Source organism: Sporosarcina sp. FSL K6-6792, from assembly GCF_038004885.1.
GTDB lineage: Bacteria > Bacillota > Bacilli > Bacillales_A > Planococcaceae > Sporosarcina > Sporosarcina psychrophila.
In genome coordinates this window covers 3,204,766-3,220,909 of the sequence record NZ_JBBOSA010000001.1, presented here as the reverse complement: position 1 = coordinate 3,220,909, position 16,144 = coordinate 3,204,766, and the positions used below count along the sequence as shown (strand labels likewise).

General features: G+C 40.6%; 17 protein-coding genes. 4 read left to right on the top strand and 13 right to left on the bottom strand.

Translation table 11 applies throughout. The features are described 5' to 3' along the window. Positions 1 to 13: 13 nt before the first annotated feature. Positions 14 to 1,393 carry an alkaline phosphatase gene (locus MKZ26_RS15765; RefSeq protein WP_340767669.1) on the top strand — a complete coding sequence of 460 codons (1,380 nt, stop codon included), beginning with the start codon at positions 14 to 16 and terminating at the stop codon, positions 1,391 to 1,393. A gap of 122 nt (positions 1,394 to 1,515) precedes the next feature. On the opposite strand, the gene MKZ26_RS15760 is transcribed toward MKZ26_RS15765, so the two are convergent. From MKZ26_RS15760 to MKZ26_RS15740, 5 genes are read right to left on the bottom strand one after another with little or no spacing between them, the layout of a single operon-like run. Next, a complete protein-coding gene (locus MKZ26_RS15760; protein ID WP_067214103.1) occupies positions 1,516 to 2,244 on the bottom strand; it encodes an ABC transporter ATP-binding protein in 729 nt (242 codons plus the stop codon). Between the two features lie 27 nt (positions 2,245 to 2,271). Beyond that, the gene (locus MKZ26_RS15755) at positions 2,272 to 3,021 is read right to left on the bottom strand and encodes an ABC transporter ATP-binding protein (RefSeq protein ID WP_340766735.1); all 750 of its coding nucleotides are present in this window, start codon (positions 3,019 to 3,021) and stop codon (positions 2,272 to 2,274) included. Beyond that, entirely contained in the window at positions 3,014 to 3,826 is an 813-nt protein-coding gene (locus MKZ26_RS15750; protein ID WP_338654654.1) for an ABC transporter permease, read from the bottom strand. The genes MKZ26_RS15755 and MKZ26_RS15750 overlap by 8 nt, the downstream gene beginning before the upstream one ends. Then, a complete protein-coding gene (locus MKZ26_RS15745; RefSeq protein WP_340766734.1) occupies positions 3,827 to 4,795 on the bottom strand; it encodes an ABC transporter permease in 969 nt (322 codons plus the stop codon). It lies immediately after the preceding gene. Continuing rightward, positions 4,785 to 6,359 (bottom strand): ABC transporter substrate-binding protein, encoded by a 1,575-nt coding sequence (locus MKZ26_RS15740; protein ID WP_340766733.1) that lies wholly within the window; start codon positions 6,357 to 6,359, stop codon positions 4,785 to 4,787. Before MKZ26_RS15740 ends, MKZ26_RS15745 begins: the two co-directional genes overlap by 11 nt. A gap of 164 nt (positions 6,360 to 6,523) precedes the next feature. Here MKZ26_RS15740 and MKZ26_RS15735 point away from each other — a divergent pair, with 164 nt between their 5' ends. Beyond that, positions 6,524 to 6,670, top strand: a complete 147-nt coding sequence (locus tag MKZ26_RS15735) for a hypothetical protein (RefSeq protein WP_187046168.1) — start codon at positions 6,524 to 6,526, stop codon at positions 6,668 to 6,670. Between the two features lie 97 nt (positions 6,671 to 6,767). On the opposite strand, the gene tatC is transcribed toward MKZ26_RS15735, so the two are convergent. Genes tatC through MKZ26_RS15715 form a run of 4 tightly spaced genes read right to left on the bottom strand, consistent with a single transcriptional unit; the run spans position 6,768 to position 10,334 of the window. Further along, entirely contained in the window at positions 6,768 to 7,613 is an 846-nt protein-coding gene (tatC, locus tag MKZ26_RS15730) for a twin-arginine translocase subunit TatC (RefSeq protein ID WP_340766732.1), read from the bottom strand. 12 nt (positions 7,614 to 7,625) lie between these two features. Continuing rightward, positions 7,626 to 7,826 carry a twin-arginine translocase TatA/TatE family subunit gene (tatA, locus tag MKZ26_RS15725; protein ID WP_067213625.1) on the bottom strand — a complete coding sequence of 67 codons (201 nt, stop codon included), beginning with the start codon at positions 7,824 to 7,826 and terminating at the stop codon, positions 7,626 to 7,628. Between the two features lie 21 nt (positions 7,827 to 7,847). Next, on the bottom strand, positions 7,848 to 9,560 hold the full coding sequence (locus tag MKZ26_RS15720) for a GMC family oxidoreductase (RefSeq protein ID WP_340766731.1): 1,713 nt from the start codon (positions 9,558 to 9,560) through the stop codon (positions 7,848 to 7,850). 15 nt (positions 9,561 to 9,575) lie between these two features. Beyond that, entirely contained in the window at positions 9,576 to 10,334 is a 759-nt protein-coding gene (locus tag MKZ26_RS15715; protein WP_067213627.1) for a gluconate 2-dehydrogenase subunit 3 family protein, read from the bottom strand. A 169-nt stretch (positions 10,335 to 10,503) separates the two neighbouring features. Between MKZ26_RS15715 and MKZ26_RS15710 the strand changes: the two genes are divergently transcribed. Further along, positions 10,504 to 11,514: a PQQ-dependent sugar dehydrogenase gene (locus MKZ26_RS15710; RefSeq protein ID WP_340766730.1), complete on the top strand. Its 1,011-nt coding sequence runs from the start codon at positions 10,504 to 10,506 to the stop codon at positions 11,512 to 11,514. A 156-nt stretch (positions 11,515 to 11,670) separates the two neighbouring features. Here the strand turns inward: MKZ26_RS15710 and nadR are convergent, their stop codons facing one another. Both nadR and MKZ26_RS15700 read right to left on the bottom strand, forming a co-directional pair. Further along, complete coding sequence (gene nadR, locus MKZ26_RS15705; protein WP_340766729.1) at positions 11,671 to 12,702, bottom strand: multifunctional transcriptional regulator/nicotinamide-nucleotide adenylyltransferase/ribosylnicotinamide kinase NadR; 1,032 nt, start codon at positions 12,700 to 12,702, stop codon at positions 11,671 to 11,673. A 280-nt stretch (positions 12,703 to 12,982) separates the two neighbouring features. Then, positions 12,983 to 13,204, bottom strand: a complete 222-nt coding sequence (locus MKZ26_RS15700; protein ID WP_340766728.1) for a hypothetical protein — start codon at positions 13,202 to 13,204, stop codon at positions 12,983 to 12,985. A 274-nt stretch (positions 13,205 to 13,478) separates the two neighbouring features. On the opposite strand from MKZ26_RS15700, the gene MKZ26_RS15695 reads away from it, so the two are divergent. Continuing rightward, positions 13,479 to 13,808 (top strand): hypothetical protein, encoded by a 330-nt coding sequence (locus MKZ26_RS15695; RefSeq protein ID WP_067213631.1) that lies wholly within the window; start codon positions 13,479 to 13,481, stop codon positions 13,806 to 13,808. A 265-nt stretch (positions 13,809 to 14,073) separates the two neighbouring features. Here the strand turns inward: MKZ26_RS15695 and MKZ26_RS15690 are convergent, their stop codons facing one another. Together MKZ26_RS15690 and MKZ26_RS15685 are read right to left on the bottom strand one after the other, a co-directional pair. Continuing rightward, positions 14,074 to 14,481, bottom strand: coding sequence for a hypothetical protein (locus MKZ26_RS15690; protein WP_067213632.1), 408 nt, complete (start codon positions 14,479 to 14,481; stop codon positions 14,074 to 14,076). Positions 14,482 to 15,382: 901 nt separating this feature from the next. Continuing rightward, positions 15,383 to 15,547 (bottom strand): DUF6440 family protein, encoded by a 165-nt coding sequence (locus MKZ26_RS15685; protein WP_340766727.1) that lies wholly within the window; start codon positions 15,545 to 15,547, stop codon positions 15,383 to 15,385. Positions 15,548 to 16,144: the final 597 nt, after the last annotated feature.

The following is a 16,144-nucleotide window of genomic DNA, read 5'->3' as shown; positions in this document are numbered from 1 at the left end:
AGGTTTTACATTGATGAAAAAGCAATTCTTTAAAAAGGTTATCCCCATCGCAGTTCTTTCTACTGTTTTGGTCGCAAGTTGGAGCGGTGCAATCACTAATCCAAGCGTCCAAGCAAATGAAGCAGAACTAAACAACAATGCAGAAATCAAAAATGTGATTTTCCTCATTGGTGATGGAATGGGCGTATCCTATACTTCCGCTTATCGTTACTTGAAAGATGATCCTACTACACCTATTGTTGAGAAGACAGCATTTGACAACTACCTCGTTGGTCAGCAAATGACTTACCCAGAAGATCCTGAACAAACAATAACAGATTCTGCTTCCGCTGCAACTGCAATGTCTGCAGGTGTAAAAACATATAACGCCGCAATTGCTGTGGATAACGACAAATCTAACGTAAAAACTGTTTTAGAGGCTGCAAAAGAAACAGGCAAATCGACTGGACTTATTGCTACCTCAGAAATTACTCATGCAACGCCTGCTGCATTCGGTGCTCACAATGAAAACCGTAAAAATATGGATGCAATTGCCGATGATTATTACAATGAATTAATCAATGGTGAGCATAAAATTGATGTCCTCCTAGGCGGTGGGAAATCAAATTTTGAGCGCTCAGATGTGAATCTGACAGAATCCTTTAAAAAAGATGGATTTAGTTATGTAACCACTAAAGATGAACTGTTAAAAGATACTAATGATCAAATACTTGGGTTATTTGCTACTGGCGGTCTTCCCAAAATGATTGATCGTCCAGATGATATCCCTTCACTTGAAGAAATGACTACTACAGCAATCGATCGCTTAAGTAAAAATGACAATGGTTTCTTCCTTATGATTGAAGGTAGCCAAATTGACTGGGCTGGCCACGATAATGACATTGTTGGTGCAATGAGCGAAATGGAAGACTTTGAAAAAGCATTTAATGCAGCTATTGAATTTGCAAAAAAAGATAAGCATACGCTAGTCGTAGCAACTGCTGACCATTCTACAGGTGGATTTTCTATAGGTGCAGACGGTAATTATAACTGGCTCACTGATACAATCAAAGCCGCAAAACGGACACCGTCCTTCATGGCAGATGAAATTGCTAATGGTGCTGATGTCGAGAAAACCTTAAAAAGCTATATTGATCAAGAGTTATTACCACTGACAGAAGTTGAAATCGAATCTGTTAAAACTGCTGGTGAAAAAGCGAGTGATATCAATAACGCAATCAAATCAATTTTTGACAAGCGTTCTTATACAGGTTGGACAACAGGTGGACATACTGGTGAAGACGTACCTGTGTATGCTTTCGGTCCATCTAAAGATCGTTTTGCCGGGTTACTCGATAATACAGACCATGCACAAATCATATTCAACATTTTAGATACGGATAAAAGTAAGTAATACTAGTTAGAACCCGTTGCTTCAATAGAAGCAACGGGTTTATTTTTTCATACAAAAAAAGCCCGAGTGATCTATTCTCGAACCCTTCTTTAGTAAAATGAAATTACACCGTCCCCCCCTTTTTATCCTCTCCTAAATTCCGCTCCAAAAAGTCTTACCGAATACGGATGTGTAAAATCGAATCTACCTTCCACTTTCACACTTTCATCGACAATCTCCCCGTTATTCATCACATATAGCCGGTCACACATATACGCAACAGCTTGCAAATCATGCGCTATGAAAAGTAAGGCCATGCCGGTTTCACGGTTAAGTTCTATTAGTAAATCAATAATTTCTTTTTGAATCAATCGATCCAGACTGGAAATGATTTCATCACATACGAGTAGTTTAGGTTCCACGAGAATTGATCTGAGCAAGTTAACACGTTGCCTTTCTCCACCACTCAGTTCGGAAGGACGTCTATGTAAATGAGCTTCCGTTAACTTTACCTTGCCGAGCATGCGTCGAATATGAGCATCCCGGTCCCCTTTCTTATTACGAAGCGGTTCCATCAAGATTTCACGTACAGTCCATAATGGATTGAGGGCAGCCGATGCGTTTTGAAAGATGAGTTGGCACCCTTTGTAAAATGCTTTTCGGGACTGCCTCGTGACGAGCGAACCATTGAATAAAATTGTTCCGTCATCAGGCGCTTCAAGTTGCATAATTACACGTGTCAGCGTACTTTTCCCGCTTCCACTTTCCCCGACAAGCCCAACGATTTCACCTTCTCCAACTGTGAGATTGATTGCACGAAGGACTTCTTTCGCTTTAGTTCCACTACCATACCTTTTTGATACACTTTCCATCACTAACACCGTCACACCTCCATTCCTTTAAAACCTACTATCCAACAAAAGCTTCGTGTAAGGATGCTTAGGACAATCAAATACCTCCACCACACTGCCAGTTTCAATAACTTCACCATGACGCATAACAACCATGTCATGTGCCGCCTCTGCAACGATATCCAAGTCGTGCGTTATAAGAAGAATTGTTGTTCCATGCCGCTCGTTCAATCGCTTTAGCAGCCCAATGAATTCCTTTTGTAGCACCATATCGAGTGCGGAAGTGGGTTCATCTGCAATTAAAAGGGCCGGTTCCATATACAGTGCACACGCAATCATACATCGTTGCAACATACCGCCCGATAATTCGAATGGATACTGTTCCATGATTTCCGATGCAAGGCCAAGATCATCCAAAATGCCCTCCATCTTCACTCGAAATTCTTCAATCGTATCGCCCGTTTTCCTTCCCGAAAACTCAAAAAGTTGATGCCTCATCTTTACAGAGGGATTAAAGCTGTTCGCCGCATCTTGGAAAATCGTAAATAGGTGTTTTTTTCTAATTTCCATCATTTCTCTATCCGAAATCGTAATCAAGTTTTTATCGTTAAATATAGCCTGTCCAGTTACCTTCGCTCCCGTTGGCACTATTCCGAGCAGTGCGGAAACCGTCATACTTTTCCCACTGCCGCTTTCACCAATAATGGAAGTAATCTTTCCGAGTGGAACAGAAAACGAACTATTACGCACAATCGATTTACCATCGATATCAATCGACAATTGATGTACCCTAAGCATTTAAACGCCTCCGTTCCGGATCTTTCAACGCTTCACCGATAAAGTTAATCGCAAGTATTGTAATGAAAATCATTATGCCTGGGAACAATCCAATCCACCAAGCCCCAATTAGGATATCATTTTGCGCATAGTACAACATATTACCCCATGATGGAATCGCTGGTGGTACACCAATCCCCAGAAAACTAAGCGACACTTCAATGAATATAGCTCCTGCAAAGTTAAACAATGTAACAACGAATATAGCCGGAATACTATTGCGAAGCATATGACTAAAGATAATTTTCCACATCGGTGTTCCGAACATTATCGCCATTTTCACAAATTCCGCATCCTTCAATCGAATAAATTCAGAGCGGACGATACGTGCAGTAACTAACCAACCTGTAACGCCAATAATGAGAGCCATACTCCACATTCCGCCTTGCATGAATGCTTGAAACGCTAAGATGATAATAAGCGAAGGAATCGTTATGAGCGCTTCTAAAAATCGCATCATAACAGTATCGACGAATCCACCAATATAACCGCTAATCCCGCCGTATAGAACGCCAATAACAAGCGATACTAGTACAGAAATACTTGCAACAGTTAACGTTACTTTTCCGCCCTCCAAAAGACGTGAAAAGACATCGCGCCCGAGATGATCCGTCCCTAACAGATGGCCTTCACCGGGAGAGACATATACTTCATCGAGATTCATATCATTTGGTTCATACGACGATAGGAAGCCTGCAAAAGTAGTTAGGATAATAATAAAACCGAGGACAGCGCACCAAAAAATCAATGCTTTTCGTGACTTCATTTATCGCACATCCCCTTTCCGTAGCCTCGGATTCAATAAATACGTAATGAGGTCAATAACGAAAAGGCTTATGACAACGATTAAACCCGTTAGTAAAATACCACCCATCAACAATGGGAAATCTTTCGTAACCACCGCTTTTACGGTTAGTTGACCAAGTCCCGACCATGAAAAGAGCGATTCTACGATAATCGACCCGCCAACAAATGAAGGAATGGTCATCCCGATATAATTTAAATAAGGAATAGATGCATTGCGCAAAATCCCTTTTCGAATGACTTGCTCCGCTACACCATTGGCACGTGCTACCGTTACATAATAGTTACGGCTTTCTACTTTGATGCTTTCTTGGAGAAAGCGTGCATAAATCCCAACGTGAGTCAAAATGATAACAGTTGCAGGCATGAGTAGATAACGCAATTTATCCCAAAATCCACCTTCACCGCCGATATCTCCTGTTCCAGATGACGGAAGGATGCCGAGTTTGACTGCAAAAAATGAAATAAATAAAATACCAAGCCAAAACGCTGGAATCGAAGAAGTCACAATACTGACTGTCGATAATCCTTTATCCCACACCGATCCCGCCTTCATGCCCGCTGTCGTTCCAAGCCAGATTGAACCTATACTAATAAAAAATAGCGTCACGCCGAAAAGAAGTAATGTATTTGGCAGCCGTTCCATAAGAATTGTCGATACGGGCCGCCCTTCTTTATACGAAACACCTAAATTCCCTTTCACTGTTTCCGCTAACCACGTACCATACTGCGCAATGACAGGTCGGTCAAGCGAAAAAACACGGCTGATTCGTTCTTTTTCAGCCGCGTTCAATGTTTGTGCATTCCCTCCGTAAAAAGCCGCTGCCGGATCACCGGGAGCTGCATGCATGATGAAAAAAGAGAGGAAGCTCACGATGAGGAGGACAATTATCCCCATCATCATTCGCTTCCCAATCCATTTAACGGTCATTCCACGTCCACTCCTCAACATTCCAGAGGAAACCAGATCCATGATGGCCAAGTATTCGTTCTTTCACACCACTTAGATTTTTATTAATCCCGTAAACCGCGTCTTCGTACGCGATATAAGCAAATGCAGGGTCCTTCGCAAGCTCAGCTTGGAACTCCATATAAATTGCTTTGCGTTCTTCAGCATCTGTCGAAAAACGGCCTTTTTCAAGTAGCTCATCTACTTTTGCATTCGAATAGCTACCGTAGTTATAACCAGAGCTCGTCAAAACCGACTGATCCGTATGGAACAAAATATGTGTATGATGATCCGCATCGTACGGACTACCCCAACCGACCATGAATGCTTCTGCATCTTCGATTGTAATGGCACTCCAGTCAAGCGCATCTACTTTCACATCAGCGCCAATTTTCTTAAATCCTTCGGCAGCATAGTTCGCCATATTTACACGTACTGTATCCGATACAGGTGCCGTAATCGTAAACGCCAATTTTTCATCATTTTTATAACGGAAACCATCTTTTTCTTCTTTCCAGCCTGCTCCGTCTAGAAGCTCTTTTGCTTTTTCAATGTCGTATGCATACTTCTCTACATTTTCATTGTTAAATGCATGTTTTTGAAGTGGTGAATACGCTTCTGTCCCGTACCCTTTCAGAATACCTTTAACAATTTGAGCGCGATCGATTGCATAGCTAAATGCGCGCCTCACGTCGACATCTTTCCACAAGTCAATGGTCGTATTGAAAAGGATACCGCGGTAATCCGCAGATTCGATATCGTAAATTTTAATATTCTTTTCTTTTTCCAACTCTTCAACCTGTACCGGGTCAAGTAGTGCAATATCGACTTCTCCAGACTTGAGTTGCAATGCACGGACATTACTATCCGGAATGAATTTAAAAATCACTTTTTCAATAGAAGGCTTTGTTCCATGAAAATTATTATAGGCTTTTAACGTTAAACTGTTGCCACGGTCCCACTTATCAAACATATATGGACCCGCGCCGATTGGATGACTATTGAATTCAGCTGTCCTCATCTCAACGCCTTCAAAAGCATGCTTGGGCAAAATTGGAGCCGTTAACTTATCAAGCATCGGCGTGAATGGGCGTTTTAGTTTCAACTCAAGTTTGTAGTCGTCAATTTTTGTCACCGAATCCACTTCCGTGAAATCCGACTTCAAAAACGAAGCATTATTATCGTCTAGTATGCTCTCAATTGTGAAAATCACATCGTCAGCAGTAAGTGGTTCGCCGTCGTGAAACGTAATGCCTTCTTTCAATTTAAACGTATACGTTAGCTTATCAGGTGATAGTTCATATGATTCAGCGATATCCATTGTTGGCTCATTGTTCTCATCGAACCGTATCAGACCGCGGAATAATAGCGCATCCAGGTTCGTTTCTTCCAGTAGCGGATTAAGCCCTTCAAATTCAGTTTCCGACGCATAGACAAGTCGGTTTTCTTTTGTTTTCGAAGTTTCTTTCTCCTTGTTTCCACAACCCGCAATAACGAGTAAAATAGCAATAAAAATAATATATGCATTTGTTTTCCTTCTAAACATAGTAACCTCCAAAAAAATGTAATTCTATACTTCCTAATTATAAAGAGCAGGATGTTCAATGTCTAACCTAACGCAGTTTGGAACAATCTTCTTGCAGACTTTCCGACTAAAATCCTGTAACTCGGGCATATTATCATGAACAAAAAAATAAGGAGGGTGATTATATGATGAACAAGATGGCCGTGACAGCACTTGGACTTGGCGCAGCATATTTAATGAGAAATAAAGATGCTAGGAACAAGCTGATGAAACAGGTTGAATCGTTCACAGGTACACTTTCCAAGAAAAGCGAATCGCAAAGTAATTCGTAAAATTGTTTTATAAACGATTATGCGAAAAAACTTTTGCACAAAAACGGCAACCCTTAAATAGGTTGCCGTTTTTGTTGTGAAAATGTCGAATATAGCATTAGTTTACAACAGCATTTCGACGCTCCGTATATAAGACAATAAAGATACTCGCTTCGTAAAGCAACGCCATTGGAATCAGTACAATGAGTTGGCTCACAAAATCCGGCGGTGTAATCAAAGCCGAAATAATTGCGATGGCAAGATACGACCACTTACGCACTTTTTTCATTGATTCCGCTGTAAGTAACCCGATTGCCGCCAAAAACATCGCAACAATTGGTAACTCGAATAATATCCCGATTGGCATAGTCGTCATTAGCAAGAAACTGATGTATTCTTGCGCCGACACCATTACATTAAAATTCACGGCTCCCAATGAGACAAGAAACTTATAGCTAAGCGGATTGACGATAAAATAACCAAATGATACACCTATAAGGAAAAGCAGTAACATTACAGGCGAATACATGCTTAGAAACCGGCTTTCCCGTTCGTTAAGTCCCGGTTTAACAAATTGCCAGAGAAAATGACAGAGAAAAGGGATTGATAAACCCAATGCAAGTGCTGTGGAAATCGACATGTAAAACTTCACAACTTCGAGTGGTCCAAGAATGATTAGCTCATGGCCGCGGGTAATATACGGGAACCATAAATTAATACTCGAAAACACTGTGATTAGAAAAAAAAGGAAAACGGCTGCACTTTTGACGAGCTGTTTTCTTAGGTCTGTGAGATGGTCAACAAGAGACGGAGCAGCTTCAAAATTGCTTTCCACGACCTTGTTATCCCGAGTAATGTCAGATTCTATTTCCGCTTTAACGGGTATAACAATCTTCGTCTTTTCAACTTGGACTTTATCAAGCGGACTTAAAATTTTACGACCGTGATCTCCGTATGGATCCATACTTTCACCTGCTTATAGTTGGTCCGTTTTCTTTATTTCCTTTGGGGCTACTGGTTCTTCATCCTCCATAATATCTTTCGCTGACCTTTTAAATTCAGCAAGTGTTTTCCCTACCGCGGCTCCCACTTCGGGTAACTTTTTCGGCCCGAACAAGATGAGAACAATAACAAGAATGATGATTAAACCCGGTACGCCAATACTCGCTAAACTCATTGCCTAAGTCTCCCTTCATTTTCAAACAAGTGACCCACCAGCTTTACTGTATTTAACAATTCCTTCTGCTGCGCGATAAGCGAGCGCGCCAACTGTTCCCGTTGGATTGTAGCCGCCGTTATGCGGGAAGTTTCCAGCTCCAAGAACAAATAGATTTTCTGCATCCCAGTGTTGTAATTGTGTATTGACGACACTATCATCCGGGCTTGCTCCCATAATTGTTCCGCCGGTATTATGCGTCGTCTGGTATGGCACAATATCATAGTTGGTAATTGGATTTCCAGCCATCACTGTCTTCGCACCCATCTCTTTCATTATGACGGCCGTCTTTTCAGTTAAGTACTTGTGCAAGTTCTTATCTTGTTCAGTAAAATTGTATGTCAATTGAAGCAATGGGACTCCATATGCATCCTTATAATTTGGGTCAAGTGACAAGAAATTCTCCTTATGCGGAAGTGAGGCACCCTGCCCGCCAATATTTAGCGTGCGCGTGTAATTATAAATCGATGATTTTTTGAAATCTTCACCCCACACAGGTGTATCTGGCGGAAGAGGATTGGTCGCAATCGGCCTCACACCCGTCTGTGTTATGGATAGGCTTGCCCCGTGAATGAAATCTAGATCCCCATGATCAAAATTGTCACCATTGAAATCATCAATTGACATCCCAAGCGACCCCGCCCCCATGAAGACATTCATTTGTTCATCAAAAAAGCCTGTTGCCCCCGGCAAAACCTGGTACGCATAGTTTTTACCAAGCGTTCCTTTTCCAGTATCCGGATCGTACATTTCTCCAATTCCCGATACCATAAGAAGCTTCGCATTATTCATCATATAGCTTGTAAGTACAACGACTTCGGCTGGTTGGATGAATTCTTCACCGGTTTGTGTATCGATATATCTAACTCCGGTCACTTTATTGCCTTTCTTCAACACTTCGACGACATTTGCATAGAAACGGACATCGTAGTTCCCCGTTTTTCTTGCAGTCGGAATGACAGTAATCTCCGGAGATGTTTTCGCACCGTATTCACAGCCAAACCGCTCGCAAAAACCGCAATATTGACACGCCATGATTGATTCTCCATCTGGATTTTCATACGACTCGGACAAATTTGCAGATGGTAACATGAAAGGACTATACCCAAGTTTGCTTGCTGCCTTTTCAAACTTTTTTAGAATCGGTGTCCGCTTCATAGGAGGCGTCGGAAACTCTGAGGAGCGTTTCCCCGCAAATGGATTTTTATTCTCTCCAGAGATGCCGGCTGTCTTTTCAAATTTATCGAAATAAGGCTCTAGCTCGTCATATGTAACGCCCCAATCTTGAATCAGATAGTCGCTTGAGAGTTTATCTTTTCCATATTTCTTATCCGTCATCGATTTAATCTCAAAATCATACGGAAGAAATCGCCAAGTATGCCCGTTCCAATGCGTCCCCGAACCGCCGAGACCTTCCGCAAGAAGAAACGATCCCATCTGCCTCATAGGAAGTGCCCGCATCTTCCGGGAATTCCTAAACGTAATCGTTTCCTTTGAGAGATCCTGCATTAAATCGTAACGAATCGCGTAGCGAAACTCATCATGTACTAATGAGTAGTCTTTTGTACTTCTTTCCTTACCACGCTCTAGTCCAAGTACTTTCAAACCAGCTTTTGCACACTCTGCGCCAATGATACCACCAGCCCATCCAACACCAACTGTAATAACATCTACTTTCTCCAACGTTGTTGCCATACGCTATTTCCCCCCTTAATGTTCCATACTCGTAAGTGATACTGGTTCGTACTTCACAAATTTTTCATTTTCAATTTCGGCGATATAGGTCATTTGATTGCCCGGAAATTCCTTCATACGCCAAGCATCCATGTTCACGTTGCCGTTATAAATTGGATCCGCGTAGACACCTTCTAATGTTGCCTGTCGAAGAAGCTTGAAGAAAAATTCTGACGATACGCCCTTCATATCAATTTCATTTTTTTGGAATGCAGTAATGATTTCATCCATTTGGGCACCCTCGAGGTCGACAAACCCTTGTTTGAACCGCTTGTTTGCTTGCTCATCCATTATTGCGATACCTTGTCTAAAGATTTCTGCACGTGTCAACTTACTTTGGTAGCCTTGAGTCGCTTCACCCGCAAAAAACGGTCCTTGCATATATTCCTTCACATTGCTTCCATAATTGCCTGCAAGCTGATTATCGATGAAATACGGAGCACCAAGTGCAATTGCTCCAGGTCCTAGGTCATCTTCAGGGAATATCCGTTCAACTGCTTGAGACAATACATTGAATTCAGCCATATTTGTAAAGTACATTAAGCCCCGATTGCTAACAGCTGTCGGTTCGCCGCCAGCTCCTTTATGGTCACCCGTGCCGGCAACTTGACCTTCCTTGTTGACGTTGTAACCGACAAGTCCCCCAATGAGCCCCCCTCCCACGAGAGCCCCTGTTGCAATTCCCGTTGTCTTCAGAAAGTCTCGTCTCGATAAGCCTTTTTTTTCCACTGCCATCCTTTATCCTCCTCAGTATGACTGTCGTCTATATAATGATTCCTAGCACAAAGCATGGCAGTCCTATCCATTTTTTATACAATACATGGATTTTTTTGATCAACTTAATTTTTACTCACACGCATAACGGGATATACTGAAAAAAACGAAATACGAAAGGAGTTTTCCAATGAAACGCCTTTTCCTCTTCTGTTTTCTATTAATATTAGCTGGTTGCACCGATCAAGCACGTCCTTCACCCCATGCGAATCCTAATCTCGCAGAAAAAGTTACGGTAAATCTCATCGCACCATGGTCCATTGATTTCGATGGAGAACATTTTTTCATCTCTGAGAAAGAAGGGTCAGTTGTTAAGGTATGGGGAAACGGTCAAACTTTACGCGAGGATGTCTTTCTTTCGGAGTCCTTAGCAAATGTAGCTGAATCTGGTCTGCTTGGTTTCGTGTTGAAAAAGGATTTTCTGAAATCGCATGAAGCATATGCCTACTACACATATGATTTAGAAGGTACTCCTGTAAATCGAATCGTAACATTACACTACGACGGAACTTCGTGGCATGAAAAAGACATACTCTTGGACGGAATCGTATCAGGTCCAGTCCATCATGGCGGGCGTCTTGCACTCTCTCCGAATGGTGTTTTATATGCAACAATTGGCGATGGGGCAAATCCTGATTCAGCACAAGACACTGATTTATTCAACGGGAAAATAATCCGGTTAACTGATGGCAACACATTTGAATTGGTGAGCATCGGACATCGAAATTCACAAGGGCTTGCGTGGGATGAAAGCGGAGTATTATATGCATCAGAACACGGTCAATCTGCAAATGATGAAATTAATAAAATTGAAGCCGGGAACAATTATGGATGGCCAATCATCGAGGGAACGGAATTAGCAGAAGGCATGGAAACACCACTTCTCACCTCTGGTACTGGAGAAACATGGGCGCCATCAGGCATTACTTTTCACAAGGGATTGTTGTACGTTGCTGCACTCCGCGGTGAGGCGATTCTTGTCATTGACCCATTGGCTGGCAAACTCCTTGAGAAAATAGAAGGCTATGGCCGCATCCGAGACGTGTTTTCGGATGGCGAGTCATTATTTTTCATAACAAATAATACCGATGGTAGAGGGAACCCTGCCGAAGATGATGATGTGCTATATCGCTTGAAATAGGTGTTAGAAAAACCGACCAAAAGTGCCAGCGCCTGGTCAGAGGCGCTGGAGTCTAGAAGTGAAATAGCTTCTTTTGAAGGTTATTCAAAGTACGAGATTTTATAGTTTCCTATGAAATGAAAAAGAGGCTCCCCGATACAGGCAGCCTCATTCTATTTACTTCATAATCGCTTTCACCAATGCCTTACATCTTTCAAATCGCTCTTCATAATCCCCACTTACAATGTCATAGTCAACGCCAGCATCATCAAACATTTTCTTTAACTTACGGTTATTTTCTTCTCGAATGGACTGATCTCCGTGAACACGTATACCATCGTTCACCCACGCCACATCGGGCTCCAAATAAATATGTAAATCATACTCTTGTAACTTTGCCACTTCAGTTAGGATATCTAGCCTTTTCCCGACATATAACTCCGAATAATACTGGGTAACAATCGCTTCAGTGTCGATAAAAAGCACTTTATTTGCCGTCCTTGTTTGCATACGTTCATGATATTTATGCTCAAACGCAATTTCATGGTAATCACTTTCTAGCGTAATCGACATAGAATCTTTGAATTTGTCATAATATGTACGACCGTATTCCTCAACATATGACGTATTATACACGCGTGCTAGATTTCGAACGAGCGTTGACTTCCCACTACTCTCCGTCCCAATGACAGCAACCTTTTTCACAAAATAGGGACGGACTTCTTGGGGAATCATATGCCAATGAACGTAAGGCCCTTCATCCCTAATCTTTGTTGCCGAAATGTCAAATAGCTCACGATCATTATCAAGCACGATATGTTCAGCGTCTGGATATAACTCATTAAAGTATTCATTATAACTACTCTCAGAACTGAAGACCGTATCGATTGTTTTCCCTATACACGCTTTAATCGCTTTCGCACCTGCCGTCCAGTCTTCAAATTTCCCTGTTTGCTTTTCTTCAACACTATGTACAAATACATGATCCAAATCAGCCGTAATTTCGCTCCACCAACGAAGTCGTTGAACCGCTGAAATTGGTTTCATTCCTGTCCCTTCGAAAACTTCTTCCTCATATTCTTCATCATATGAAACAACGACATGTAATTCGTCGACGATTGTTGAAGCCATTACCATCGCATTCACATGGCCTAAATGTACCGGTAAAAATTTCCCGCCGTACATCCCAATTCTACCTTTCGCTGTCATCTTTCCTGCCCCCCAGAATACTTTCTTATGAGTCCAATACTACAAGGTTTTGCACTAATAAGAAAAGCGCAAGCCCCTTGGTAGCCCCGACACTTGCTGGCCGACTTCCTGTCGCAACGAAGAGTGATCTAGTTTAGCCCCTCTCCACTGCATGGCCTACTTCATGTGGGACCAGGGGCTATGCGCTCGAGTCTAGACACTGCTCCAGATGAAAAACTTATAGTTTTGTATCTTTAAAGAAAACCACCTAGTGGTAGGCGGTATCTGAACAACTTCCGGTTCATTGTTCTTCCCATTCTCTTAAACGTTCTTTCACTTCAGCTTCCAGATCTTCAAGCTTCATTAAATGATTTTCCTGGTCAGGCTGCATTTGAAACCAGTTCACTTCCTCGTCTTTATAATGTCCTTGGTATTCTTTTCCGTCCAACGTCAACTCGAAATGTAACGTTTCGTATTGTGTATCTTCAAATATTTCTTTCCGCACATTAAAATTTCCGATCATAACATCGCCTCCATTTAGTTAATTCTTTTTACAGTTTGCCATTCCTATCATGCACATTTATCAGCGATTTCTTACTTGAATCATGAAATTCATTTCACATCGTAGCATTTGTCAGCTTTGCGATTGTCTTCGAAGATAACTTGACCCCTATCGAAACCTGTAGTCCGAAAATCGATAGCTAATAAAATGATGCTTCTTACCAAACTTGCTATAACGTTTACTATATTCGTTGTCAGGTATATAGTTGTATAATTAACCAAATGGGGGTTTTATTATGAGCAACAGTTTTTCCGACAAATTCAAAGGCGCTGTAAACAAAGTAAAAGGCGAAGTGAAAGACAAATTCGATACGGCAATGGATAACGACAAGGTCGATAAGTTTAAAGGGCAAGCACAGGATAAATTTGGCGAAGTGAAAAACAAAATCGGAACCGCAATGGACAATGACAAGGTTGACAAATTTAAAGGGCAAGCGCAGGACAAATTTGGCGAAGTGAAAAACAAAATCGGAACCGCAATGGACAGCGATAAGGTCGACAAGTTTAAAGGGCAAGCACAAGATAAGTTCGGTGAACTGAAAGACAAGTTTACTAATAAAAAGTAACATTGGAAGATCCACACTAAAAGTACGTTATCTAACTCAAAAAACTGATTCGTAAAAAGCAGTGCCTTTGTTCCCGTTACATGAAGTAAGGTACTTCTTTTTCGATCAATTTTTATCAGATAAGAAAAGCCCTAGAGTCTAGACACTACTTCAAGTGAAAAACGTATAATTTCTTATCTTTTCCCCAAAATCATTAATCCTTCAGCCGTTAAAACCATAATAGGTAATCATGTGCACTGTCATTTCAGCGTACACGATTACCTTTTTATGTGTGCAAACCTTCAAAGCCACGTATCGGAATTCGATCTTCCTCTAATCGGATCTCGTCTAACGAAACTTCAATTATATATTCAAACTTCCCGTAAGCTTGCACGTCGACCTTCTCTTTGACAAAAGAATTATTTGTCACAAGCGCAACTTTACCAGTCTTTTCATTGTATCCTTCTAAAGAAAATCGATAGCCTGCGATCATCGCATACGGAACGATTTCATACGCATCCTCCAATTCCCTAATGGAAACTGGTTTAATGAAAATCTGTTTTTCCCCATTTTTCCTTACGAACCCATTCTCCATGTCTAAAGGATTTTCCGATTGTAAGTAGTATTGTCGTTGATAGGAAATTAGTTCAAACTCTTTGTTTCCCCATACAGCAAAACGTCCTTTTCTTATCACTTCATCTCCCCCACTAGTTATATTATATATCCATTATACATAATAGATTGAAAATTGTGTATACATTTTTCGTCATATTTCCACAAAAAAAACTGGTAGAATTACACATAAAAAAGCTGTTTTTTTACTATATATGTTGAATTAAAGAATTCCATTGGATTTACTGTGGCGCTTAATAAGGGGAGTGTTTTAATTCGTGGTGTGAATTGTAGAACGTTTGGTGCTTTGGGGATGCCTTTGCCGCGCCTGCGCTAGGGTGTTCATTATCGAGAGAAATGTCATTTTGAGATGTATATGCTGAGATTATAAGGTGATTACTAGTTGATACTAATTATATTCAAGAAAGATGCACTCCAGCTTGCAGATTTCATCACAGCTAATGAAATGCGCTTTCTCACATAGACCATCCAGCGAAGGCGCGTCTTCATGGTAGCCGGAGCGATAAGACTAAAAGGGGTCTTCTTTTGGGGTAGATGATTTGAATTCTACGCTACTTGCAATTGTTTCAGTCTTTCCACCAATTAATGAGAAATTTAAGTTTGTATTTTAAAGATGGAAAATTGAGAAGGGGTGTTGTGTATGTTGAATACATTACGAAGAACAAAGATGAAAGGCTGGTAATCGGACTCTCCTTGAGCTCTGAACATTGATCTTCATTGTATTTAGGATAAAATTTAAAATCGTCTTCAAGAGAAATGAATCCCTTGAAGACGATTTTTTTGCGCCTTTTTGTTTCTTAACAATAAAAACTAGTTACTCAAACCTATTATACTTTTAAGTAGTTGTGTGCACACTTATTGGTAAGGCCTCATTCTCAACTGATGTTAAATTTGACCATTGAAATCATGTATAAATCGCTAGTATGCCACGATAAGAATCCAAAGGAACTTTTATCTAGATATTAATCGATCACAATTTTCCCATCTTTATCTAGTAACGGTGTCATTCCACTCAATCCCAAACCACTTGTCATGAGATAATTTACACCTGTTTCGGTATCTACTACAATTTTAATAATGCCTCCACTTAAGTGTTCTTTTAATTTAGCTTTAAACCTTTTTTTCATTTTTGAATTCCCCTTAAATTATTATCATCAATTATATATAACTTTTATAATTGACATTTTACCTGAAGTTATAAATAGGTACCATTTGAGAGGGAGTCCTTTTTGTGTTCGATTCGTGGCGAGTTCAATGATTGCAAGACGGAGTATCATACAATAATCATGAAAACGGTGTCTAAATATGAGTACTAAACTCGAAAAAGAGAGAGGAAATATGTTAACTAAACTATCGGGAACTTTTATCCGACCCCTTTGTATCATTAAAGTTTCCAAGCAAAAAATATCCCCACAGAAAAACAATAAATAGAATCAAAATCTGCATCCATTTCGACTCAATTCCTAAAATCACATGAAATACTACGACAAAAATCATCAAAGCTATTATGATTCCTAACAATACTTTCTTCTTTGCATTCATTTTAAGCACCTCCGACAATTTTCAATTATATAATTTCTCTTTCTAGAATAGAACATAATAATTAAAAGGGAGTTATGAGGGAGTTTGCTTGAGCAAATAACCCGAATGTTTTTAGACTGTACTTTTGTGAAGATAAAATAGAGTTCTTGTTGTGTTTATAGATTTAAAGACTTACTTTTAAA

Coding starts and splice junctions, on each gene's coding strand:
- MKZ26_RS15765 (WP_340767669.1), top strand. CDS start 14: ATGAAAAAGCAATTCTTTAAAAAGGTTATCCCCATCGCAGTTCTTTCT.
- MKZ26_RS15760 (WP_067214103.1), bottom strand. CDS start 2,244: ATGGAAAGTGTATCAAAAAGGTATGGTAGTGGAACTAAAGCGAAAGAA.
- MKZ26_RS15755 (WP_340766735.1), bottom strand. CDS start 3,021: ATGCTTAGGGTACATCAATTGTCGATTGATATCGATGGTAAATCGATT.
- MKZ26_RS15750 (WP_338654654.1), bottom strand. CDS start 3,826: ATGAAGTCACGAAAAGCATTGATTTTTTGGTGCGCTGTCCTCGGTTTT.
- MKZ26_RS15745 (WP_340766734.1), bottom strand. CDS start 4,795: ATGACCGTTAAATGGATTGGGAAGCGAATGATGATGGGGATAATTGTC.
- MKZ26_RS15740 (WP_340766733.1), bottom strand. CDS start 6,359: ATGTTTAGAAGGAAAACAAATGCATATATTATTTTTATTGCTATTTTA.
- MKZ26_RS15735 (WP_187046168.1), top strand. CDS start 6,524: ATGATGAACAAGATGGCCGTGACAGCACTTGGACTTGGCGCAGCATAT.
- tatC (WP_340766732.1), bottom strand. CDS start 7,613: ATGGATCCATACGGAGATCACGGTCGTAAAATTTTAAGTCCGCTTGAT.
- tatA (WP_067213625.1), bottom strand. CDS start 7,826: ATGAGTTTAGCGAGTATTGGCGTACCGGGTTTAATCATCATTCTTGTT.
- MKZ26_RS15720 (WP_340766731.1), bottom strand. CDS start 9,560: ATGGCAACAACGTTGGAGAAAGTAGATGTTATTACAGTTGGTGTTGGA.
- MKZ26_RS15715 (WP_067213627.1), bottom strand. CDS start 10,334: ATGGCAGTGGAAAAAAAAGGCTTATCGAGACGAGACTTTCTGAAGACA.
- MKZ26_RS15710 (WP_340766730.1), top strand. CDS start 10,504: ATGAAACGCCTTTTCCTCTTCTGTTTTCTATTAATATTAGCTGGTTGC.
- nadR (WP_340766729.1), bottom strand. CDS start 12,702: ATGACAGCGAAAGGTAGAATTGGGATGTACGGCGGGAAATTTTTACCG.
- MKZ26_RS15700 (WP_340766728.1), bottom strand. CDS start 13,204: ATGATCGGAAATTTTAATGTGCGGAAAGAAATATTTGAAGATACACAA.
- MKZ26_RS15695 (WP_067213631.1), top strand. CDS start 13,479: ATGAGCAACAGTTTTTCCGACAAATTCAAAGGCGCTGTAAACAAAGTA.
- MKZ26_RS15685 (WP_340766727.1), bottom strand. CDS start 15,547: ATGAAAAAAAGGTTTAAAGCTAAATTAAAAGAACACTTAAGTGGAGGC.